General features: G+C 41.7%; 16 protein-coding genes. 5 read left to right on the forward strand and 11 right to left on the reverse strand.

Annotation, left to right across the window (positions count from 1 at the left end; all coding sequences use genetic code 11):
- Window positions 1-170: 170 nt before the first annotated feature.
- From M3O96_RS09980 to M3O96_RS09995, 4 genes are all read right to left on the reverse strand, one after another.
- Window positions 171-365: a hypothetical protein gene (locus M3O96_RS09980; protein ID WP_249720273.1), complete on the reverse strand. Its 195-nt coding sequence runs from the start codon at window positions 363-365 to the stop codon at window positions 171-173.
- 316 nt (window positions 366-681) lie between these two features.
- Window positions 682-3,201, reverse strand: coding sequence for a replication restart helicase PriA (priA, locus tag M3O96_RS09985; RefSeq protein WP_249720274.1), 2,520 nt, complete (start codon window positions 3,199-3,201; stop codon window positions 682-684).
- An 8-nt stretch (window positions 3,202-3,209) separates the two neighbouring features.
- On the reverse strand, window positions 3,210-5,237 hold the full coding sequence (locus M3O96_RS09990) for a thioredoxin domain-containing protein (protein ID WP_249720275.1): 2,028 nt from the start codon (window positions 5,235-5,237) through the stop codon (window positions 3,210-3,212).
- Window positions 5,238-5,642: 405 nt separating this feature from the next.
- A complete protein-coding gene (locus tag M3O96_RS09995; RefSeq protein WP_249720276.1) occupies window positions 5,643-6,629 on the reverse strand; it encodes a GSCFA domain-containing protein in 987 nt (328 codons plus the stop codon).
- A 159-nt stretch (window positions 6,630-6,788) separates the two neighbouring features.
- On the opposite strand from M3O96_RS09995, the gene M3O96_RS10000 reads away from it, so the two are divergent.
- A complete protein-coding gene (locus M3O96_RS10000; RefSeq protein ID WP_249720278.1) occupies window positions 6,789-7,169 on the forward strand; it encodes a GxxExxY protein in 381 nt (126 codons plus the stop codon).
- 73 nt (window positions 7,170-7,242) lie between these two features.
- Here M3O96_RS10000 and purL read toward each other — a convergent pair whose 3' ends face one another.
- The 4 genes from purL to M3O96_RS10020 form a co-directional block, all read right to left on the reverse strand.
- On the reverse strand, window positions 7,243-10,923 hold the full coding sequence (purL, locus tag M3O96_RS10005; protein ID WP_249720279.1) for a phosphoribosylformylglycinamidine synthase: 3,681 nt from the start codon (window positions 10,921-10,923) through the stop codon (window positions 7,243-7,245).
- Between the two features lie 439 nt (window positions 10,924-11,362).
- Entirely contained in the window at window positions 11,363-12,841 is a 1,479-nt protein-coding gene (locus M3O96_RS10010; RefSeq protein ID WP_249720281.1) for a serine hydrolase domain-containing protein, read from the reverse strand.
- 432 nt (window positions 12,842-13,273) lie between these two features.
- A complete protein-coding gene (locus M3O96_RS10015; protein ID WP_249720283.1) occupies window positions 13,274-14,122 on the reverse strand; it encodes a helix-turn-helix domain-containing protein in 849 nt (282 codons plus the stop codon).
- A 6-nt stretch (window positions 14,123-14,128) separates the two neighbouring features.
- Window positions 14,129-14,683: a cupin domain-containing protein gene (locus M3O96_RS10020; RefSeq protein ID WP_249720285.1), complete on the reverse strand. Its 555-nt coding sequence runs from the start codon at window positions 14,681-14,683 to the stop codon at window positions 14,129-14,131.
- 447 nt (window positions 14,684-15,130) lie between these two features.
- Between M3O96_RS10020 and M3O96_RS10025 the strand changes: the two genes are divergently transcribed.
- Window positions 15,131-16,330: a DEAD/DEAH box helicase gene (locus M3O96_RS10025; RefSeq protein ID WP_249720287.1), complete on the forward strand. Its 1,200-nt coding sequence runs from the start codon at window positions 15,131-15,133 to the stop codon at window positions 16,328-16,330.
- A 256-nt stretch (window positions 16,331-16,586) separates the two neighbouring features.
- On the opposite strand, the gene M3O96_RS10030 is transcribed toward M3O96_RS10025, so the two are convergent.
- Window positions 16,587-18,269, reverse strand: coding sequence for a bifunctional metallophosphatase/5'-nucleotidase (locus tag M3O96_RS10030; RefSeq protein ID WP_249720289.1), 1,683 nt, complete (start codon window positions 18,267-18,269; stop codon window positions 16,587-16,589).
- Between the two features lie 279 nt (window positions 18,270-18,548).
- On the opposite strand from M3O96_RS10030, the gene M3O96_RS10035 reads away from it, so the two are divergent.
- The 3 genes from M3O96_RS10035 (at window position 18,549) to M3O96_RS10045 (ending at window position 24,099) form a co-directional block, all read left to right on the forward strand.
- Window positions 18,549-19,421 (forward strand): TraB/GumN family protein, encoded by an 873-nt coding sequence (locus M3O96_RS10035; protein WP_249720291.1) that lies wholly within the window; start codon window positions 18,549-18,551, stop codon window positions 19,419-19,421.
- A 205-nt stretch (window positions 19,422-19,626) separates the two neighbouring features.
- Window positions 19,627-20,499 carry an ABC transporter ATP-binding protein gene (locus M3O96_RS10040; protein WP_249720292.1) on the forward strand — a complete coding sequence of 291 codons (873 nt, stop codon included), beginning with the start codon at window positions 19,627-19,629 and terminating at the stop codon, window positions 20,497-20,499.
- An 18-nt stretch (window positions 20,500-20,517) separates the two neighbouring features.
- Window positions 20,518-24,099: an ABC transporter permease/M1 family aminopeptidase gene (locus M3O96_RS10045; protein ID WP_249720294.1), complete on the forward strand. Its 3,582-nt coding sequence runs from the start codon at window positions 20,518-20,520 to the stop codon at window positions 24,097-24,099.
- Between the two features lie 202 nt (window positions 24,100-24,301).
- Here the strand turns inward: M3O96_RS10045 and M3O96_RS10050 are convergent, their stop codons facing one another.
- On the reverse strand, window positions 24,302-24,631 hold the full coding sequence (locus tag M3O96_RS10050) for a type II toxin-antitoxin system RelE/ParE family toxin (RefSeq protein WP_249720296.1): 330 nt from the start codon (window positions 24,629-24,631) through the stop codon (window positions 24,302-24,304).
- Complete coding sequence (locus M3O96_RS10055; protein ID WP_249720298.1) at window positions 24,628-24,846, reverse strand: hypothetical protein; 219 nt, start codon at window positions 24,844-24,846, stop codon at window positions 24,628-24,630. Before M3O96_RS10055 ends, M3O96_RS10050 begins: the two co-directional genes overlap by 4 nt.
- Between the last annotated feature and the right edge of the window lie 139 nt (window positions 24,847-24,985).

Below are 24,985 nucleotides of genomic sequence, written 5' to 3' on the forward strand. Positions count from 1 at the left end.
AGTACAAGTGTGTCTATCTCTAAAATGTTGTTATTTTAACTAGCCACCAAAAAATAGGCTTAATCCAAAGTTGAAGCAGTATATCATTTGGAATCAATAGTAAAAAAGTATTCCATCAAAACGTTAAGAATGTTTTAAAAAAAAACCGGATTCTTGGTCCGGCTTTTCGATTAATTTTTTATTTCGACTTCGACTTTCTTGGTCTTTACCGATCCTCCATCAGGACCGATTTTGATCTGAGTGCCTGCATCTTTTTCAACTTTGACTTCAATTTCCTTCTCAACCACTTTTTCTGTCACGGTTTTTTCTTTACAGCCAAAAGTCATTGAAAGGAATAAGATTCCAAAAACATAAATAATTTTCATAAGTAATTTGTTTGATGAGGGTGATAAAACAGAGCAATTCAAAAAATATCATCGGGTTTTGATAAGTTCTGGTTTTTCTGTCATGTAAAGTGCCGATAAAAAAATGAAATAGCTAATTCTTTCGTTAATTAATCGATTTGTTTGGTTATTGGTTATTTGGTTAATGGTTATTGGCTATATGATTAATTGGTTAACTGGTTAACTGATTTTGAATTCATAGCTTGAACTTGGCATCTAATACTTTTTCTTGATTATTAGTACTTTATACTTAATACTTTTTCTTGGTACTTGATACTTAGTACTTGATACTGGATACTTAATACGGATCTACATCCACCACAAACCTCACTCCCCTAAAATCCTTATGCACCTGCATTTCTTCCAAAAGAATGAGCAAGTCATGTTTGAATTGGGCTTGGGCATTGCCTGATTTGTCAAGCTTGGCAATGGATTCAAAGATGTATTGGTTTTTGATTTTGCCTATCAATCCTTTTTCCGGCCCCAACATAATCTTCTTGACATCGATTTCTCCCATCAGGTTGTGTAGGTGTCTTGAGGCTTTATCTGCGATTTTGTAATCCTTGTGCCTGGTGGTGATTTTGATGATTTTCACAAAAGGAGGATAGAAAAACCGTTGCCTGTCACCCATTTCCTGGATATAAAAGTTCTTATAATCTCCGGAAATCACCTGTCCAAAAATAGCTTCCTCAGGCTTTCTTGTCTGGATGATGACTGTTCCTTTTTTATCCCGACGTCCGGCCCGGCCCGCCACTTGGGTGATTTGCTGAAAAGCCCGCTCCCCTGCCCTAAAATCGGGAAAATACAAAATCCTGTCCGCATCCATGATCCCTACGACTGTCACACGATCGAAGTCTAATCCCTTGGTAATCATCTGAGTACCAACCAAAATATCGATGTTCCCGCTTCCAAACTCTTCCAACAATTGTTGATAGCCATACTTGCTTCGGGTCGTATCCAAATCCATTCTGGCTATCCTCGCTTCGGGAAAGAGTAAGGAAAGACTTTCTTCAATCCGCTCCGTGCCCAAGCCAACCGCACCCAATTTATTGCTTCCGCACGCGGGACAGGCATTTGGGACTTTCTCCTTGAACCCACAATAATGGCAGCGCATCTCCTCCCCAAACTGATGGTATGTCAGGCTCACATCGCAGTGCTCACATTCAGGAATCCATCCGCAATCTTCGCAGGCAATGTAAGGCGCATAGCCACGGCGGTTTTGAAAAATCAAAATCTGTTCCTGATTGGATAAAGCTTCCTGAATTTTCTCCCTGAGGAGTCTAGTGAAATCCAGTTTCAGCAGGTTTTTCTTTTTGTCAACCAACATATCAGCCAAATGGTACTCGGGAAGCTGAGCCTCTCCATACCTTTTGTCCAAGGCCACATAACCATACTTTTTGGTACGTGCATTGTAAAAAGACTCAAAGGAAGGCGTCGCTGAACCGAGCAAAGTTTTGGCTTGGTGAATCCAGGAAAGCATGATCGCCGCATCCCTTGCCTGAAACCTCGGCGCCGGGTCAAATTGCTTATAAGAAGACTCATGTTCCTCGTCGACTATCACCATTCCCAAACTGTCAAATGGAAGAAAAATAGAAGACCTGGCGCCAATGACAAAAGAAAGTTTTCCACTCAAAACCCCATTCCAAACCTCCACCCTTTCATTATCCGAATATTTGGAATGGTAAACCCCCATGCTGCTGCCAAAAACTTTCCTGAGCCTGCCGACCATGTGGGTGGTCAGAGCAATTTCAGGCAATAACAATAATACCTGAGAACCTCCTGCCAAGACTTCCTTGATCATGTTGATGTAGATTTCAGTCTTTCCGCTTCCAGTTATTCCATGGAAAAGGACTGTGTTTTTTTCTTCAAATTGCTGCTTGAGCTTTCCGAAAATCTCTGTTTGAAGTTCAGAAAGGACAATTTCTTCCCCGTTTCCTTCCTCCTCCTCAAAACGGCTAACGATGATCTTAAACTCCTCAAGTACCCCGTTTTTGATCAGGGTTTTCAGGGAGGATACCGACATGTTTGCTTCAGTAATTACTTTTTTGTCCAGTCCTTTTTGGTTGAGTTCAAGACTTTTGTACACAGGGATTTCCTGCAGGTATTTGAGCAGGATTTCCTCTTGCTTGGGTTTATGGGCGATTTCATTGAAAAGTAGTTCCAAAGCTTTCTTATCCGAAGCAAATTCCTTAGAAAGCCTGATGCGAGATTCAACCTTGGGTGTGTATTTTTCTTTTAATTGCTCAAAAACTAAAATAGCCTCCTTTATAACCAAGCTTTTGATGATGGTATGTATTGACTTGAGACCGAGTACGTTTTCACATTCCTCGTAAGTCATCTCCTCTTTGGCAGCCAAAGCCTGTAGCAAAACCTCCTCCCTGTCGTCAAGCGGATACGTAGAGGTATCTGAATCGAAGGTTGGATTGAGTTGGATTTTGCTTTCGCTGCTGAGCTTCAACCCTGAAGGCAAGGCCGCATTCATTACTTCTCCGATATGGCAGCAATAATACTCCGCCATCCAAGCCCAAAAACGAATCTGCAAAGGATTGACAGTGGCGTGGTTGTCAAGGATATCGAGGATGGGCTTGGCCTCATAGGCAGAAGGCGGCTTTTGGTGGACTTTGCCGATAATGCCGGTTAGTACCTTCTTTTTCCCAAACTGAACAATCACCCGAAATCCAATCCCGATCTGTTCGGCCATGCTCCGCGGAACTTTGTAGGTAAACATCTTGGGGATAGGTACAGGCAAGATGATGTCCGCAAATAGATTGGATTTGCTGTCTTCCTGCGGGTATAAATCACCAAATAAACTCTCCAAAAGTAGGTTCAGGCTAAAGATGGAAACTGTGCCAATGCATCGGCAACTTCAGAAACGGGCTTTTGACAGGCCTTATTGAAGCAAACGTAAATTAAGGCATTTCCATCAGAATCCGCCGTTTTGTATTCCATTAATGGGATATTTTCTGCGACAGTTTCAGACGCAGCTATGACAAAATTTGAAGAAATTGAGGTTTGCAATTCTTTGGCCTTCACAAAAGCGCCCTTTCCCACAATGGCGATTTCTGCTTTTGGCACCAAAGTACTCAAATAAAGCGAGGCCCAATTGCAGAGAAAACCCGGTTCGGTTACAATCAGCTTCTTCATGACTCCAAGCATTTTTTCCGAAATTTCGAGGTATCTGTCTTCATAAAAATACAGACCCAAATCCTGAAGGTTTCTTGCCATCATAGAATTGGAAGCGGGAATGACGTTGTCAAAAAGCTCTTTTTTGTTGGCAATCAATTTTTCTGCGGTAGGATTGTTGAAAAAGAAAAAGCCGTCGGTCTCATCATAGAATTGTTCCAAAACAATTTCAGTCAGTTCCTTGGCTGTTTTCAGCCATTTCTGATCAAAAGTAGCTTTGTACAAAGAAATAAATCCTCTGATCACTGCGGCGTAATCTTCCAAAAAGCCCGGTGTATAAGCTTCGCCATTTTTATAAGACCGATACAAAATCCCATCTTGGAACATTTTGACTAATATAAAATTCCCATTGTCAAGCGCCAACTTTAATGCTTTCTCCTCTCCCAAAGATAGATAAGCCTGCACGAGTCCCTCAAGCATAAGTCCATTCCAACCACTCAAAACCTTATCATCCAAACCCGGATAAATCCTTTTATTCCTCACCTCCAACAGCTTGGTTTTGATACGGTTAAGCCTATTGATGTAAGCTGATGGTGAAAGGCCGTCTTCCTTGGAAAGTTCCTCATAGGATTTTGTCTGGAAAAGGATATTCACCTCATCTTCCCAATTCCCTTTGAATTTGATGTTGTATAATTTAACAAACCAGCGCATGTCCTCCGCCAAGATGGATTCCAACTCGTCTGAGGTCCAAGTGTAAAATTTTCCTTCCACTCCTTCAGAATCCGCATCTTGGGCTGCATAAAAACCTCCATCCTGCTGAAGCATTTCAGCTTCCAACCAAGCAATGGTTTCGGTCACTTTCTCTTTGAAAAGTTCCTCGCCACTTACCTGATAGGCCTTTGAATAAAGCGTAATCAACTGCCCGTTGTCATACAACATCTTTTCAAAGTGTGGCGCAAACCATTCTCCATCCACCGAATACCGCGCAAATCCTCCCCGAAGATGGTCATAGATACCACCCATTCCGATTTTTCGAAGGGTAAACAAGACTTTCTCCGTCAATGCATCGTCGTTCTTCAGGATTGCATATTCCAACACAAAAGACCAAATGGCGGGCATGGGAAATTTGGGTTTTCTGTTCATTCCACCCCATTCCAAGTCAAACTGATCCTCCAATTTTTTGATGGCATAAGCCAACTCCTCACTTGACAATTCAGTCTTAGCAGACTCCAAACCATATTTCTCCAATTCGGACCTGTTCAGACTCCTTCCAAATCCTTCTGCACTTTCTGCGAGTTGGTCAAAATGCTTTTCATACGCATCCGCAATATTGGTGAGCAAACCTTTCCATTGTTTGTTGGGAAAGTAAGTTCCCCCATAAAAAGGCTTTTGGTCCGGCATTAGGAAGACATTGAGCGGCCAACCCCCATTGACGCCCATCACCTGCACAGATTCCATATAAATGTTGTCAAGATCAGGACGCTCTTCGCGGTCGATTTTGATGCAGACAAAGTGGGCATTCATGATAGCCGCCGTGGCATCATCTTCAAAACTTTCCTTTTCCATCACGTGACACCAATGACAAGCCGAGTAGCCGATGCTGACAATGATTGGCTTGTTTTCGGTTTTGGCTTTTTCTAAAGCTTCTTCTCCCCAAGGATACCAATCTACAGGGTTGTGGGCATGTTGGAGAAGATAGGGTGATTGGGAATGGATGAGGCGGTTGGACATTGGTTTTTTGGTTGTAATTGTTGTAGTGGTTATAGTGGTTGTAAGGGTTGTAGTTGTTGTAGTTGTTGTAATGGTTGTAGTTGTTGTAATTGTTTAAAATGTTGTCAGGTTGTCATTGTTGTCGGGTTGTCGGGTTTTCAGATTCGTCATTCTGAACCGGAGCTTGCGGAGGTGAAGAATCTCCTTAAAATGAAGACCCTTCGCTACATTTAGAGTGACGCACGAAAGTCAATTAAAGTGAAACGAAGAGTCTATTTGTTTTTGTTTCCTAAAGACTCTGAACAAAAAAAAAGAACATCTACCTTACCCAAATCCAAACATCGGTCATCCGTCATCGGTCAAAAACACCAGAATTTACTCTGATTCAAACTTCCTTCCTTCCTACTTCAAACCTCCCAACTCCCCTCACTTCCCCCTAGAATGCACCTGTTTTCTCAACAAATCCATTTCCTTTGAAAAATCAAAATCACGGCTGTATCGTTCCAATTTCTTCTGAAGATTGTCTAAAAATTTGATATGGGCCGGGCTGTCAGGATTGAATGGCCGGTGGGCAAGGTCTCTTTTGATCCCTTCAAATTCCAAAATCAAAGGGAAAGTCTTGGGATCAACCCAAGCGGTTTTGAATCTTTCCCAAATATATTCTTCGGCTTGCGCATTGGGATGGATCATGTCTTCTTTGTAGAAGCGATAGTCTCTCAGGTCATCCATCATGATTTCGTAAGCAGGAAAATACTGCACAAAATCGTAGGTTTCGGTGAGGTCATGGGCAGCTAGCCGCAGGATGGATTTGCTTAATCGGTCTTCTGGAATGCCGTCTTTGAAATGCCTTACCGGGCTGACGCTTATTAAAACCTGTACATTGGGATTGATTTGCCTCAGGATATTGAAAAAACCACTGAAAGCTTTTTGAATTTCATCAGGGTGGAGCAATCTTTTATCGAAAAGATCAGCAGGCTGCTTGTGGCAGTTGGCGACAATCTGTCCTGCACTGCCATATTCATATACCCAAGCCGAACCGAATGTTATCAGGATATGTGAAGCATTTTCCAAAACATGTTTTGTCTGCTGTTGCTTTTTGTGGATCAACCTTTCCAAAGAATCCTGACTGTACGCAACCACATCCGAATGCATCCCAAAATGCAAGTACAAACCATCCCTGACCAATATCATGTCCGTGTTGATGGGCATCTCAAGCGCAGCATCTTCCATCACTTGAGCGATGGAGATGGGATTGAAAAGTGTACCAAATGGATTATTAAGTATTGGAAACTTCCGCTCAGCCAATTTCTCTCCGATCATGGTCGAAAAACAGGAACCGATAGAGAAGATTGGTTTGTGGTGATTAATCTTACTTTCCCCCTCAGGGATATCAAAAGAAGTAGTCCAAAGCATGGGTTAAAATTAGGAAGAAAGCCCGCAAATCCTTAGAGAAAAGAAGCAAAATTTTTAAACGCTCACAAAGACACAAAGACACAAAGTTTTTTCTGGTTTACGAATTAAAGTTATATTTAACTAAGCTATAAGAAATAATTTAATAATCCCTTTTGGAACATGACGGAAAATGAATTGGCAACCGAAGCGGTAGATATCGCATATCAAATTCATAAAGAACCTGGACCAGGTTTAATTGAAAGTATTTACGAGGAGATTTTTGCTTATGAATTGCGAGAAAGAAATATCGCCTTTACAAGACAAGAAAAAGTGATCGTTAAGTATAAAGGATTGTCTTTTGGAAAAGGATTTAGGACAGATTTGATTTTAGATGACAAACTTATCATTGAATTAAAATCTGTTGAAACAATCGAGAAGGTCCACCATAAAATGTTGTTGACCTACATGCGATTAAAAAATATCAAGCTTGGATTACTGATCAATTTCAAAGTCAATCTAATCAAAGAAGGAATCCATAGAAAAATAGATGGTTATTTATAAAGTTATCTAAACACTAGGGCACAAAGAATTTTATGATAATTTCTTTGTGCCTTAGTCTCTCTTTGTGGGAGCATCAGTAGCTTTTTACCCATTGATAAGCATTCACAAATGCCTCTATCCATGGACTGACTTCGTCGCTTGATTTGTCGGAAGGATAATATGGCCAATTCCAAGGCTTCAGGGATCTTTCGATATGTGGCATGATAGCCAAGTGCCTGCCGTCTTCGGATACAATTCCCGCTACCGCGTGATCCGAACCGTTTGGATTGCCTGGATAGCCTTCATAGCTGTACGTCATGCCGATTTGGTAAGCGTCTTTCGGTTTTGGCAATTGGAATTTTCCTTCTCCATGCGCTACCCATACACCCAATCTTTTTCCTGAAAGGGATTTGAACATCACAGATTCATTCTCAGGAACATTCACATTGACGAAGATCGATTCAAACTTATGGCTTGCATTGTGCAGCATCTTTGGCTTGACGTCATGGTCAGGGGTGACGAGTCCAAGCTCAACCATCAGTTGACAACCGTTGCAAACACCCAAACTCAAGGTGTCCTTTCTTGCGTAAAAATTGTCCAAAGCCTGTTTTGCTTTTTCATTATACAGGAATGCACCAGCCCAACCTTTGGCAGAACCCAATACATCGGAATTAGAAAATCCCCCCACAAAAACAATCATCTGCACATCTTCGAGGTTTTCACGTCCTGCGATCAGGTCTGTCATGTGGACATCCTTCACGTCAAAACCTGCCAACCAAAGTGAATAAGCCATCTCGCGGTCACCGTTCACGCCCTTTTCGCGAATAATGGCGGCACGCTTTCCTGAGGCTTCTTTTCTATATGGATTCAACCCAAAAGCATCTAAAGTGCCTTTCCAGTTTTGTCCAAAATTGTATGCCAAGGGCTGCTTTTTATAATTGGTAAACCGCTCCAAAGCCAGTTTGTCTCCGCTTTGCTTTTTGTCAAGTAAGTAGGATGACTTGAACCAAGTATCCCTCATTTCTACCACATCGAGCGTCAGGTCGGTACCAAGCAATTCAACTTTTCCATTTAAAGTGACCTCAGCAATTGAGATATAGGAAACTCCATGGTTTTCCAAAACCGCTCTCGTTCTTTCCGGATTTGCGACTTGGATCAGCACACCAGGATTTTCGGCAAACAAAGCTTTGACAATGTCTTTTTCAGCCAATCTTTCTGTTTTCACTTTGAGACCAACTTGGGTCGATGGGAAGCACATTTCAAGCAAAGCAGTAATCATCCCCCCGGAAGATATATCATGACCTGCGAGGATTTCGCCCTTTTCGATCAACTTTTGGATCACCATAAATGCCTTTGCAAAGTATTTGTTATCCTTCACATCCGGCGTATCATTGCCGATTGTATTCAATACTTGCGCAAAACTGGATCCTCCCAATTTGGGGGTGTCTTTTGAAAAATCAATATAATAAACCTTGCTTCCTGCGATCGGCTTCAGGTCAGGAGAAACCGTCATTTTCGGAGATGAACACTCCCCTACTGTGGAGATGATGACTGTTCCGGGCGAATAAACCGTCTTGCCTCCGGGATACTTTTGCGTCATGGAAAGGGAATCTTTTCCGGTAGGAACATTGATTCCCAAAGCAATGGAAAATTCCGAAATGGTTTCGACAGCGCGGTAAAGCCTGTCATTTTCACCCGGATTCTTTGCGGGCCACATCCAATTGGCACTGAGTGAAACTCCCGCCAAACCATCTGTAATCGGTGCCCAAACCAAGTTGGTCAAAGATTCGGCGATCGCCAACCTCGAACCTGCTTCAGGATTTGCCAAGGCCGCAACCGGTGCATGACCGATGGAGGTTGCAATTCCTTTTTCTCCTGTAAAGTCCAAAGCCATTACGGCCACGTTATTCAAAGGCAATTGGATCTCTCCCGTGGTTTGTTGCTTGGCAACCCTTCCGGTAACTGACCTGTCGACTTTATTGGTCAACCAATCCTTGCAAGCCACAGCTTCCAATTGCAATACCTGCTCAATGTATGTTTTTAGCTCGCTGGCTGAATAGGTTGGTTCTTCATATTTAGTTGTTGCCGGTGTATCCTCCAAAATGGTTTTTGGGGAACTTCCAAACATATGCGTCAAATTCCAATCCACGGGTTTTTCACCTGTTTCAAAGTTTTCGAATTTGAAATGCATGTCTCCGGTGGTTTCACCTACGACATAGAATGGCGCTCTTTCTCTCTCCGCTATCCGCTGAAGTGTAGGCACATCCTTTTCATGCACCACCAATCCCATTCTTTCCTGAGATTCATTTCCGATGATTTCTTTGGCAGAAAGCGTAGGATCTCCAACAGGTAATTTATCCAAATGGATCGTTCCCCCGGTGCTTTCTACCAATTCAGAAAGGCAGTTCAAATGCCCTCCGGCTCCGTGGTCATGGATAGAAATAATCGGATTCTCATTCGATTCCGCCATGGCGCGGATCACATTGGAAACCCGCTTTTGCATCTCCGGATTGGAGCGTTGGATGGCGTTCAACTCAATGGCATTGCTGAATTCCCCGGTATTCACTGAAGAAACAGCCCCTCCGCCCATGCCGATGCGGTAGTTGTCACCGCCCATGACGATGATTTTGTCACCTTTGCTTGGTTCGTTTTTCTTCGCGTATTCCTTTCTGGTAAATCCAATTCCTCCCGCCTGCATGATGACTTTGTCAAACCCTAGTGATCTGCCGTTCTCTTCATGCTCGAAAGTCAACACCGATCCGCAGATCAAGGGTTGGCCAAATTTATTTCCAAAATCTGACGCTCCGTTGGAAGCCTTGATCAGGATATCCATCGGAGTTTGGTAGAGCCATTTCCTTTCAGTCAAGTCTTTTTCCCAGCTTCTTCCCGCCTCTGAACGAGGATAGGAGGTCATATAAACGGCCGTTCCTGCCAAAGGAATGGAGGCAGTTCCGCCTGCCAACCTGTCCCTGATTTCTCCACCGGCGCCTGTAGCCGCACCGTTGAATGGTTCGACTGTAGTCGGAAAATTATGTGTTTCGGCTTTGAGGGAGATGACCGTTTGGATGGTTTCAGTCTCAAAAAAATCAGCCTTATCCTGTGTTTTTGGCGCAAATTGCTGTGCCTTGGGTCCGTCTACAAAGGCCACATTGTCTTTGTAAGCAGATACAATTTTGTTGGGATGTCTTTTGGAAGTCTCTTTGATGAGTTGAAAAAGCGTCTTGTCTTTTTCAACCCCATCGATCACAAAAGTGCCGTTAAAAATCTTGTGGCGGCAATGTTCCGAATTGACCTGACTGAATCCGAAAACCTCTGAATCTGTCAAAGGTCTGCCCAATGATTTGCTTACACCTTCCAGATAATCCACCTCTTCCTGACTGAGGGCCAAGCCTTCTTTTTGGTTGTAAGCTTTGATGTCTGTAACCGGGATGATTTTTTCAGGCTGCAAATGGATATCAAAAATATCCTGATCCAATCCTTCATATACTTTTTGAAGCATCGGGTCGATGCTGTCATTTTCGGTTATCGGGAAGTATTCTTCCATTCTTTGGATTCCCAAAATCCCCATATTGACCGTGATTTCTACCGCATTGGTAGACCAAGGCGTGATCATTTCCTTTCTCGGTCCGGCAAACTTCCCGGGGACTTTGTCAGCCTGGATTTGATTGGCTTCACCAAAGAGCCAATTCAGTTTGTCAATATCTTGTTGAGGGAGAGGGTTTTTGGCCTGAACAGCATAAATCAGGGCTTTGGGAGATTGGAAAAAGAGGATCATGAGCGTTTTTTGGAGCCTTTTTTAAGAAGACACAAAGGTAAACAATTGGGTCAAAAGATTAAAGGAATGTTTAAAGGATGAGGGCTGAAGGATGAAGGATAAGGGGGTGGAAGGTAAATGGTAAAAGGTTAGAGGTAAAAGGGAAAAGGATGAAGGAGGAAAGATGAAGGATGAAGGAGATTTTATTGGAAAAAAAGATTTGCCTTTCGTTTCAGATGGTTTTTTTGGGTTTTAAATTAAGGAAATCCAGATTCCTGCAGGAAGAAAAGAGAAAAATTACTGATCCACATAGCAGCCGTTTCACTCTGAGGATGTCAGTCAAGGGCCACGTAACCCATTGTTATTGTAACCATGATAGGTAAATGCATCAATCAGGGCTTTTTTTCAAGGGCTTTCGGCTAGTGGGCTAAATATTGTTACCAATGCCTTTTGATAGCTATTATTCGTTCATTTTCTTTAACTCGGTTCCAAAACCTAATGTATAACCAATTACTTTACCTTGGGCATCCTTTTTAAACGTAATTGTTTCTCCAACCTCTTTATAGCGAGGTGCAGTTATGATTTTGAAATTATTTTCAGAAATGGGTTCCAATACCATAGCACCATTCTTCGGGTCCGCGGAATAAGGAGTGATAATTTTTAAACTACCATCAACAAAAATGACATACGATTCAGACCATATATTTTCATACATCCCTTCAAATTCCTTAAAATTTTGTGTATCATCGGTTTGAATTGGTACAGTCAAGGCATTTTTTATAGCTGGAGTTAACCATTCATATATCCTTTCTGAAACACTCCACTGTGTGCCTTGATGTGCCTCACCGTCTATTGAGTTTATACAAACGATAACACCCATTTTGTCTTTAGGATTAATGGTAGAAGATGTCCTGTATCCAAGTTGTAGGCCGCTTGCACCAATAAGTTGGTCCATTCCTTTCTGATAAATGCTAAACCCTAAGCCCCAACGCCAATCTTCATCAATGAAATGCGTCCGGTACATTTCCTTAAGTGTATTTGGGCTAAGAATTTCAGTTTTGTTTTGATACAGCAGCCTCATTTGCCAAGAAATAAATTTGGATAAATCTGTAACAGAAGAAGATAATCCCGCCATTGGAGCAGTCGCTCTCGCGTCAACGTAGCCAAATTTCTCTCTTTGTCCATTTGATAATATTCTACCATAACCCACTGCTAAAGTTGATTGATAGTCTTCGTCCTGAATAACTTTGGTAGATGACATATTTAAGGGTAACAAAATTCTTTCAGTAATAAAGTCGCTATAGGTTTTTCCAGAAACAGCCTCTATAATCTCTCCAAGAAGGGTATAGCCATTGTTTGAGTATTTCCATTTGGTGTAAGGCGAATACACAAATTCTAAATGTGTGTTTGCTAATTTTCTAAATTCTTCTTGCGTTGGGAAATCGAAATCTGTCCAATGTGTCGAAATATCACGAGACATTCCCGATGAATGTGTCAATAACTGACGAATAGTAATAGGCGGATCACTTTCATTTAACTGCTTTAACTTCAACCAAGTAAGATACTTCTCAATTGGTTCATCAAGATTCAGTTTCCCCTCGTCTCTCAATATCATAATCCCAATTGCAGTAAATATTTTGGATTGAGAAGCAATCCGATACCTCGTGTCAGCAGTGGATAATATTTTCTTATCAGTATCTGCATATCCAAATCCTTTTTGATAAATCAATTCTCCGTCGTAAACAATACCTACCGAAACACCAGGAATCTTCCCGTAACGTATTTGGGTTTGTAGCCAAGTCTCGAGTAATAGAATGTTTGAAGCAACATTAACGTTGTTAGTTATTTTTTCTATCTGTTGTCCATTTGACACAAATGGGCTTATTATGAACCAAAACATTAAGCCAAAACAAATTTTTTCAAGACTCCTTTGTTTCATATTTTTTATCGTTTTGTCTTTTCGATTGGAATGGCTTTTGTCATTGGACACAAAAGTTTGCTTCACGAAACTCTTGCTCTATGTACGCCATATGGGATACATAGCGCAAGAGTTTCAGATATTTATCAATTATTTAAACTTAATCTCTTTTAGTTAGATTTCCAATCCCTGTAAATACCCTTTGATATTTATTTTGATTTAGACTTAGAATTCGATCAATTTATAGAAAAGACTTTTCTCTTTGCGGCTTGGCGGGAAACAAGAAGGATCCAGCTTCTGGAGAAGCAGGATAACTGAGGAAAGCAGAATACTGGGAATTCTTGCCGATATCGGCAAAAAATGATCTATTTGTCAAACAGCAGATTTTTTCTTGCCGATAATATCATTCAGGATCAATATAAAATCCTTTGAAATTAAATTTGAATAAAGGGCTCAAACCAATAACTCCTGCTTGACCTCCACGACCCCAAAAGTTCTTTCGGGTGCTTTGGTATCCAATTCATAAAACCCGGTTGGGGTCAGATTGGTAAAGTACTTATAATCCTTAGCCAAATGCTGGTAATCGTAGTACCCACAGGCCAAGGCGATACTCAGCCAATCCAAATGTGGATTGGCGTTTTTCATAAAAAATGCTTTTTCAAAACGGACAACCTTATCGAAAAGCTTTGGGCCAATCCCGGTTCTTTCAGTAAATCTCCGCTGAAACTGCCTGTTGCTCAGACAGGAATCGGCAGCAAGTTTGTCCATAGAAAGGGATCGGTTTTGGTTCAAAATCACAGCACTCACCTTATCTATTCCCTGCAAACTGTATTTTGGCCGTCTGATAAGTCTTTCCAAAAACAATTCAGCAATTCGGATTACTTCTTCCACACCATCAGTGTTGCACATCTGTTCATGCACCATCCTGATTTCTTTTCCCCAAACATCCTCGGCATCAATAAAAGTATTGGTAAGCTCTTGCGCCGGAATCCCTGTCAGCAAGTATAGCGCACTCGGTTGCAATACAATTTGCACTGCCCAAAAGTCCCTTCCATTATATCTTTTTGTGACTACAGTATGCTGACCGTTGATCGTACACCTCGGATGTGCGGTAAGTTGATTCCTACCCTGATAACCAATGTCCTGCAAATCTCTCAGGTAAAATACCAGACAGGTTTCAGGACGGGGAGAGTACATCTTGGTAGGAACAATCTCCCCTGCCCCAAATTCAAACCTGATGACCTGGTGCTTCCTGACATATTCCCGCAAAGAAGGACTGGGCAAAAAATCCCTGAGTATCATTTGTATTTATTTTAATGTTAGTGGCGGCCCGACATTTTTCATGCCATGTGCCAATGAAATCTTTTGTGCTTCCTCTTCTGTTGGAGGTCTCCCAAGATCCGTCATGGTTTGGAAAAATTCCTCCATTTTGAAAGCAGGCTGCAGGATATATACCAACTTGCCTTTATCCGAAGTCTGAATCCAAGTGTGGGGAATATTCCTTGGCAGAAAGATGGTATCTCCTGCTTTGAGTTCATGCTGACTATCTCCCAATTGGAAAAGATATTCTCCTTCTACTACATAAAAAACCTCTTCCTGCTCCAAGTGAACGTGAAGTGAGGGTCCGGTTTTTTCCACTCCAATATACTCGAATACTGACATTTGTCCCCCTGTGTCTTTGGAGGAAATTTTGAGGTCATTTGGATTGATGCCTCTGAAGGGCGTGTGCTTCCCGAATCTAGCTTCACCGGATTTGACCAAAAACCCGTTTTTTTCTTCTTTATTTTCAAAAGGAAATGCCATTAGGTCGGACCCAAAGGCAGCAAGCGCAGCAGTAGTGACAATAAATTTTCTCCGTTCCATAATTAATTTGGTTAAAGGTTATGGACAAAAATACCCTGAACCAAGATCATGGTGCTGGTAAAAATCGGACGTTTTTACTTTAGAAAAACATCCACCAAAATGCCTTCCAATCTTCCTGATCAATAATAGCCAAAGCTAGGAAACTAGTATTTTTCCTTTGCGCCTTGGCGCCTTTGCGGGAATAAAAAAGGAATCCAGCTTCTGGAGAAGCAGGATAACAGGAAAACTTTTCTTAGTGGCTTCGTGTCTTTGTGGGCTATATTGTTTCTTGTTTTGCGCCTTAGTGGCTTTGCGTGAAGTAAAGATCATAGTGCTTTCCTCCCAAAAAAAGCCTACCTTTGTCCCACTTTGTAAAAAAGCACGGCAAGTTGTAAGCCGCTTTTAATAAATCTCCCCGCTGATACAGAACATACAACATCTCCATCGGCCCAATTACATTCAGCCAACATGGCATTCAAAAATTTAGGAATTATTGATCCTATCCTCAAGGCGCTCGCCAATGAAGGATACACTACCCCCACTCCCATTCAGCAACAAGCGATTCCATTGGTTCTTCAGGGAAGAGATTTGCTCGGATGTGCCCAAACAGGAACAGGCAAGACAGCAGCTTTTGCCATTCCCATTATCCAACACATTGCCGAGAAAAAGCAAATTCGCTCAGGAATCAAGACTTTGATCCTGACGCCGACCCGCGAACTCGCCATTCAGATCGACGAGAGTTTTGCTGCCTATGGCAAATTCACCAACATCAAACACACTGTCATCTTTGGCGGTGTATCTCAACTCCATCAGGTCAATGCCCTCAAAAGAGGCGTGGACGTACTTGTGGCCACTCCGGGAAGATTACTCGATCTGATCAATCAGCGTTTTGTTGACTTGAGACAATTGGAAATTTTCGTGCTTGATGAAGCCGACAGGATGCTTGACATGGGATTTATCCATGATGTCAAAAAACTGATTGCCATGATTCCAGCCAAAAGACAGACTTTGTTTTTCTCGGCTACCATGCCTCCTGAAATCCAAAAATTGGCAGATTCACTCTTGACCAAACCTGCTTTTGTGGAAGTGACTCCACCTTCGTCTACTGTTGACAAGATTGATCAACACCTTTATTACGTCAACAAAGGCAACAAACCTGAGCTTTTGCTTCACTTGTTGCAAAAGAAAAAAATCGGTTCGGCTTTGGTATTTACCAAAACCAAACACGGTGCGGATAAAGTGGTAAAACAACTCCAAAAGGAAAATGTGAAAACTGCTGCCATCCACGGAAACAAAAGCCAAAATGCACGTCAGAATGCTTTGAGTGATTTTAAAAACGGCAAAATCCAAGTCTTGATCGCTACAGATATCGCAGCGCGAGGGATTGATATCGATGAGCTTGCCAATGTTTTCAATTATGACATGCCTAATATTCCTGAAACTTATGTTCACCGAATCGGAAGAACAGGAAGGGCGGGAAATTCGGGTATTGCCATCTCATTTTGTGATGAAGAGACGGTGAAGGAATTGAAAGACATCGAAAAATTGATCGGCAAAAAGATTCCTGTTGTAGAAGATCACCCTTATCCATTCAAAGGAATCCTGTCCGAAAAAGCCGGGGAATTGGCAAAGAAAAAGCCGAAGCAAGGGCAGAGGAGAAGGTATTGATTTGGTTAATGATTATTTGGTTAATTGGTTAATTGTTTCGGATTTGGAAATAAGGTTGAAATACGATAGAAATAAAGTAGAAATAGAACTGAAATATCATCATTCACCCAAAATAAAAAAGGCAACGGTTCGCACCGTTGCCTTTGTTGGTTTATTCAATACCGATTAGCAATCTCTCTTTTAGAAATGATTTTACTACCATATCTCGTCTCCTTCCGTGGACTATCGACCATGGACAGTGGACTTTTTTTAAAACCTATCTAAACTCATAATCCACGCCATGCACTTGAGTTAGCAATGTCGCAGGGGCATCCAAAGCTTTTGCCGCTCCAATTGGTGTCGGTGTTACAGGGGAATTATCCGCTAGGTAATTGAGCATGACTTGGTGAAGGGTGATATCCAAATCCACGGCGTTTTTTACATTCCTGATACGACACACCATATCCAATGGATCACCATCCCTTTCGCAAGCGCTGATAGTGTAAGTTTTTGCAAGGTCAAGAGGTTGTCCTTTTACAGTAAATGACTGAATACGTTTTCCTTCTTCACCAAAAGCATTGAAGGTCAATTCCATGCCTTTGAACTTGGTTACCCAACCTCCAAATCTTTTGGAAGCGTCCTCCGCAAACACATTATTCAGTTCTCTTTCCATCCATGTAAACAGCTGTTGACCTGTAACTTCGCCAGTCCTGACCCTGCTATCCACGGGCAACATGTCAGAAATAAAACCCCTTGTAATCGGAATATTTCCGGTATGGTCTCGGGTTGTCTTTGGGGGACAAAATCTAAAGCCATTGGAAAGTTTGATGTCTATATCCGGCAATTGATAATCCAATGCATCTAAGACCATTATGTCTATGGGATTTTCGATCACAAAATACCTGTAAAGCGGAATGGTGCTATATCCTACGATTTTTTCTATTTCTGTCTTGAATGGCGCTTCTACGCTTGTTACCAAACTAGCCATTTTGGATTGACTTTTGGATTTCTGAGGACTAACCTCTAGCAGTTCATAATCCTCCCCTACCACTTTCCCATTTTCAATATTCAGTTCCAGTTTGCCAACAAATGACCCAAAAGCACCCGGTTCAACGACTTTTGCATATTTGCATTGGATCGGAACCCTTACCCTTTCGTGGGTGTCGGCTCCAAAAATATAATCTACTCCTTCACTTTCAGGCAGATTTGCAAGGTGAATCTCTTGGCTCAGGCCGATGTGGGAAAGGATAATCACAAAAGCACATTTCTCCTGATTTTTCAATACATCGACGTAGTGCTTAATGTTTTCCTCAGGTTTAGAAAAATAGATTCCCTTGCTGTAACTGGGCGATTGGCGCAATGGAATCATGGGATCATTGTAGCCAAGAAACCCGATTTTGACCCCATTGATATTCCAGATATAATAAGGGGGAAAAATCAATTCGCCTTTTTTGCCGTCCCCAAGGTCGTGGTACATATTAGCGCAGACTTTTGGTCCATGAAGTGAACCAAGCAGGTTTTGCATTTGATCTTTGCCATAAATCACCTCCCAATTTCCTGGAAGATATAAGTCATATTGTAGCTCATTGAGCAAAGGAACCATGGCTTGTCCTGAGGTCTCGATGGAAAGCATAGATCCTTGGAACATGTCTCCGGTATCCACCAAAAATGAATGTTCGCATTTTGTTCTTTGCTTCTTGATAAAAGTATCTAGGTTGGAATAGCCTCCTGTTTTTCTAAATACAGCTTGTCCATTTTCCCAAAATAGCTCATCGTGCTCATGAATCTGACAATGAACATCCGTAGTCTGGAAAATGGTTACTTTGAAATTTGTTTTGCTCTTATTTGATTTTTGCTCGTTTGAAAGCTCTCCCGCCAAAAGTGGGTTGACAGACAATAACCCTGTTCCTGCGCTCATGGCTCCTAATTTTTTGAGAAAATTTCTTTTTGATTGCTTCATTTTGGGTTTTGGTTTAAGACAAACTTCGGCTAATAAATTATACGATTTTTTAATTGATCCGAAGCATAAATGGGTCTTTTGGGAATGGAATAGATTTTCCCAAGTTAGAATTGATTGCCCAAATATGACTCTTTTTAAAAACTAAATCTGTGACTTTTATTACAACCCATCCCCTGCAACCATCCCTTCAAATCTGCATCGCTGTATTTTCAGGATTATTCCTTTAATTTAAAATCTATTTTTACTCAAACATTATACTAAGACCCTACAAAAAATTTTATGAAAAAGTTAAGCCTCAAAAATGTTTTTGCCACCCTGATGCTATTCATGTTGGTGTTTCAGGCCTTTGCCAATGAAAAAGAAGAAAAATCCCTTCTTTGGAAAATCAGCGGCAACGGACTGAAAGAAAGTTCATACCTCTTTGGTACCATCCACATGATCTGCAAAGACAAGTTCTACATGGATGAAGGAATCGAAAATGCCCTTGCCTCCTCAAAGGTACTTGCCATGGAACTGAATATGACAGACCCCAACCTGATGGCCGAAATGCAGCAGCTTTCCGTCAACCCTGGATTTGCAAATATCAAAGGTGAGTTTACACCCGATCAGGCAGATGCTCTTGATAAATTTTTAACAGCATCTTATGGTGCAGGACTGGATCAATTGGGAGTTTTAAAGCCATTCGTTCTATCTTCCATGGTTTTGATCAAAATGCTTCCCTGCACCGAGCAAAGTAGCTATGAACTTTTCCTGACCGAAAAAGCCAAAGAGCAATCTAAAACTGTGAAAGGCTTGGAAACTGTCGCTTTTCAGATGGGGATTTTTGATCAGATTCCTCAAAAACTCCAGATTGATGAACTTGGCAAGATGGTCACTGATACTGAAGGAATGGATGAATTCGACAAACTTGTCGGTGCATACCTCGATCAGGATCTCGATAGACTTTATGACCTCATCTCAGAAAATGAAATGTTTCAGGAGTATGGGAATTTGCTTTTGGAAGACAGAAACAAAAACTGGATTCCAAAAATCGAGGAAATGGTAAAAGAACAAGCGACTTTTATCGCGGTTGGTTCGGGTCACCTCGGCTCCGAAACAGGGGTCATCAACCTCCTCAGAGAAGCCGGATATAAAGTTGAAGCCGTCAAGTAACCGATCAAGTAAATGTCCGATTTCTGAACAGAATCGGACATTTGTTTTTATAAGAACTTCCCACAAAGCCCAAAATCAACCATTTGAACAGTTGGCACCATTCTCGGAAGCAACAAAAGATACCATTCACTTTCCAGTCAATATTGAGTCTTGAATTTTACCCCTTTTGTCTCAAATCTCAAATCTCAGATCTCAAATCTTTCTTATGATACTCACCATTACCAACCTCAACAAACAATACGCCAACGGTGTGCATGCGCTGAAGGACGTCAGTTTTTCTATCGAAAGAGGCATGTTCGGCCTTCTTGGCCCAAATGGTGCCGGCAAATCATCCCTGATGAGAACACTCGCTACCCTACAGGAAGCCGACAGCGGTTCAGTTACTTTGGGTGATATCGATGTGTTGGCCGAAAAAGACAAAGTCCGTAAAGTACTTGGTTACCTGCCGCAGGAATTTGGTGTCTACCCAAGGACCTCCGCCACAGACTTGTTGCACCACCTTGTAATCCTCAAGGGTTTTGACAACAAAAAAGAAAGAACGGAAATGGTGGACTATCTCCTCCAAAAAGTCAACCTCTTCGAGCACCGCAAAAAAGCCGTCAGCAGCTATTCAGGCGGTATGCGGCAGCGATTTGGCATCGCCCAATGTCTGATCGGGAGTCCCAAACTGGTCATTGTCGATGAACCGACGGCAGGATTGGATCCGGGAGAAAGGAACAGATTCTATAATATTCTCAGTGAAATCGGCGAGCAGACCATTGTCATTCTATCTACACACATTGTACAGGATGTACGCGAACTCTGCACCAATATGGCCATCATGGACAAAGGCATGCTGCTTTACAGTGGTACCACAGACGATGCACTCGCCCAGATCAAAGATAAAGTCTATGAAAAAAGGGTCGATAAGGCTGAACTTTCGGAGTATCAAAATACCTACAAAATCATCAGCAACAAACTGGTAGGTGGTAAACCCCAAATCCATGTTTTCTCAGAAACAGCCTTGAACTCCGGCTTTGAAAAAGCAGAAGAAACCTTGGAAGATGTATTTTTTGCCAAATTGAATTCCTTGATCTAAACCTTTAACAATCTCATTATGTGGAAATTTGTCAAACATGAATGGCAGTATTGGTTTAGGTCGCCGATGCTTTGGATTTTCTTGCTAATTGTATCCCTGATGGTATTTGGTGCAGTGTCCTCTGATCAGATTCAGATTGGCGGCGGTGTGGGAAGCGTCTATAAAAATGCCCCATCTGTCATCCAGACTTATTATGGGGTGATGTCGCTGATTTGCCTGCTGATGACGACGGCGTTTATGAACGCCTCCGCCAATAGGGACTTCAGTACAGGTATGTACCAGTTTGTCTTCAGTTCACCGATCCGGAAAAGTGACTATTTCTTCGGTAAGTTTTTTGGGGCTTTATTGATCGCTATCATCCCGCTTTTGGGTGTTTCTATAGGGGCTTTGATCGGACCTCTGATGCCTTGGGCACAGCCCGAGCGCTATGGCCCTATTATCTGGAGTGGACATATTCAAGGGATTTTGGCTTTTGCCATCCCAAATACAATTATCGCCGGAACGCTTTTATACAGCCTTGCGGTTGTTTTTAGAAACAACATCGTGTCCTTTGTTGGTGCCATGTTGATCTTGGTTTTTTATGTGGTGTCACAGGGATTTACTGCCGATCTCGAAAAAGAATGGTTGGCCAATATCCTCGATCCATTTGGTTTTCAGCCCTTGAGCACTTTGTCCAAGTACAAAACCATCGAGGAAAAGAACCTCTTCCCTACCCCATTGGAAGGTCAGTTTTTAATCAACCGGATCATCTGGATCGGGTTGAGTCTGGTACTCTTGATGTTTATGTATTCCCGTTTTTCTTTCAATACCAAAAAAGAAAAGGTCAAAAAATCCAAAGCCAAGGTGGAAGAAGAACCTATCCTCTTTGATCTTTCTGAAATCAAAACCTTTGGTATTCCCCAAAACAAAGGTTTTTCATGGGCGGCTTTTTGGCACATGATCGTATTCGAAACCAAAGCCATCACCAAAAACCAAACCTTCATCATCATCGTCCTCATCGGTCTGATCAACCTGATCGCGAGTCTCACGAGCTTTACAGGTGGGTATGGAACAGACCGCTATCCGGTGACTTACGATGTTATTGATGCGATCAGGGGAGCTTTTTACCTGTTTTTGATAGGTATCATCACTTTCTATTCCGGGGTTTTGGTGTGGAAAGAACGAGATGCCAAAATATCAGAAATCGAAGATGCGACGCCTGTCAGGACAGGGATGCTCTTTTCGTCCAAATTGATCGCAATGATGATCAGCATCTTCTTCGTCCTATGCAGTACTATTCTTGTCGGCGTGATCGCACAGACCGCATTTGGCTATACGAGGTATGAACTTGGGGTTTATGCCCAATCACTCTTGGTTTTGGACATGTTCCAATTTGGATACTTGGTTGTCATTGCCTTGCTATTCCATTACCTGATCAACAATAGGTACATCGCCTACTTTGCTTTTGTGGCGTTTATCATCCTGAATGAGTTCATTTGGTCGGTTCTCGAACTCAACTCCAATATGCTGAGTTATTCGGCCACGCCTAACGTCACTTACTCTGACATGAATGGATTTGGGCCATTTATTCCCGGATTGGTTTGGTTCAATCTCTACTGGACTTTGTTCTGCCTGATTTTATGTGTCCTTATTTATTCCTTTTATGTGCGGGGAAAAGAAATCGATTTCTCTATCAGAAGGAAATATGCCCTGCAGCGGTTGAAGTCCAAATCCGGATTCTTGGCCATTTTTGGGATTGCGTTTTTGGTTTGCGGAGGTTTTGTATTTTACAATACAGAAATCCTCAATACCTACCTCAATCCCAAGGAAAGAGAAACAAGGCAAAAGGAATATGAGCTCACGTACAAAAAATTTGAAGGAATTACACAGCCAAGGTGGATAGATTTGGATTACAAGATTGACATTCATCCTTATGAGAGGGATCTTTTTGTGACCGTGGAGGCTTTATTGATGAATAAATCTGATGAAAGCATTCCCGAAATCCATTTTAGCATCCCGACTATGCCGGATACCTTGGGAATTGACATCCCCGGTGCAAGCCTGAAACTAGATGACAAAAGACTCAATTACAGGATTTACAGCCTGGCCCAGCCCATGCAGCCAGGTGATACTTTATCTGTCAAACTGGTGGTTTCCAAGGTTACCAAAGGATTTGAAAATGAGGTTAGCTTTACCGAATTGACCCAAAATGGTACCTTCTTCAACAATTTTGATGTCCTTCCAGTCATCGGTTATACCAACAGGTTCGAGATCGCCGACAAAAACAAGCGGGTAAAACTTGAACTTCCTATACGGAAAAGAATGCCCGTACTCGATGAGTCCGACCTGAAAGCGAGAGAGAACTCTTATATCAACCAAGACGCTGATTGGGTCAAGATGCGGACGGTGATCAGTACGGCATCAGATCAAATAGCTGTTGCACCCGGAAGTCTCATCAAAGAATGGGAAGAGAATGGAAGGAAATATTATGAATATCAATTGGACCACAAATCCCTGAATTTTTACTCATTCATTTCAGCCAAATATGAAGTCGCAAGAAAGGAATGGAACGGTGTGGACTTGGAGGTGTATTATATCAAAGGCCATGAATACAATGTGCCGAACATGCTTCAAAGTCTTGAAAAATCCCTTGAATATTATACGGCAAACTTTGGTCCTTATTTCCACAAACAGTGCAGGATCATTGAGTTTCCGAGGTACAGTTCATTTGCACAGGCATTTCCCGGCACGATGCCCTACAGTGAAGGAATCGGATTTATCGCTGACCTGAGAGATGTAACCGAAGATGACATTGACTTGGTCTATTACGTGGTGGCCCATGAGATGGCGCACCAATATTGGGCACACCAACTGATCGGCGCCAATATGCGTGGCACAGAGATGATGAGTGAGAGCTTTTCCCAATATGCTGCCTTGATGGTGATGGAAAAAGAATATGGCCGGGACAAAATGAATAAGTTTCTGAAGTATGAAATGAATTCGTATCTCAGGGGCCGAAGTGGTGAATTTGAAGCAGAAAGGCCGATCATGGAAACCGAGAACCAGGGCTATATCCATTACAACAAAGGCTCGGTGGTAATGTATTACCTGAAAGAAATGATCGGTGAGGACAAAGTAAACCTTGCACTCCAAAAACTGATTAAAGATCATGGTTATCAGGAACCTCCCTACCCCACTTCGATTTCTGCTGTGAATGCTTTCCGTGAGGTCACTCCGGATTCATTGCAGTACCTGATCGATGATATGTTTGAGAATATCACTGTATTTTCAAACCGGGTCACGGATGTTAATTATGTCAAATCCGGAGAGGAATATGAAGTCACCTTGACGACTTTCTCGGAGAAATTCAGGGCAGATTCACTCGGCAAGCAAACGGCTGTTCCTTTGGTGGACTTTATTGATATCGGGATTTTTGGGGAGACAGAGTCTAAACAAACCTATGGCAAACCATTGGTGTATGAAAGACTCAAGATCACCAAACCTGAGAACACCTTCACCTTCAAAGTCAAAGAAAAGCCACAGAATGCCGGCATTGACCCTTACAACTACTTAGTCGACAGGATGCCAGAGGATAATGTGAAGAAAGTGACGGAAAAGTAATGTAAAGGGAGGAAGGAAAAAGGATGAGGGATAAAGAATGAAAAATGATTAATCTTGAATGAATTGGAACCTTTGAGGTCTTTTTTGGACCTCGAAGGTTTTAGACAATTTAATATTAGACTAAATTTCCTAATTGTATTGCCCAAGAGAAACGCTTGCCTTTCAATAGATAATTCAAAAAATAAAACCAATTGCAAATGTTTCATTTTGGAATATTTTCAAAAATTAACATCAATTTTTCAGATGAGATATCCGACTTTTCAGATTTATCATAGATGGAAACAAGGTAAATAATATTATCCACTACTTTAAAATATGTAATAACCCTTGCCCCACCTCTTTTTCCTTTTCCTTTGGACTTTATCGCTAACCAGATTTTAAAAAAGCCCTTTCCAATTGAGGTTCCTATTTTCGGATTTATTTCAAGGTCACCTACAAGGTTTAGAAGCTCTGATTTAAGAGATGGAAACTTCTTTTTTAGCTTTTTAATCTCCTTTTCAAATTGTTCAATTGTTTCAACCTGATATTTCATAGCTCATTCAAGAATTCTCTTGCAGGCCTACTTTTTTTCTTTCCTTCAAGAACCTCCTTTAGTTCAACAGCTGCCGCCCGCAAATTTTCTCGTACATCCTCATCTGAATCTTCTGCAAACTCAGTTTGATCAATTTTAACGAAAGACAGATTATTGATAAGGTCCTTGAAAAATTTTAGCTTTTTGTCTTCGATTTCTAAAGTTAATTTTGCCATGGCTATTTATCTTTATTCAAAAATAATACTAAATGGCTGAGCAAGCAAAAAATAAATGGTCCACTAGTATCTCATATCCATAATGAGCTAAACTCCCAATGACCTAGCTTATTAATTTTCAGTCCAGTGTTTTCTCGGC

This window comes from Aquiflexum sp. TKW24L (genome assembly GCF_023502205.1).
Lineage (GTDB): Bacteria > Bacteroidota > Bacteroidia > Cytophagales > Cyclobacteriaceae > Cognataquiflexum.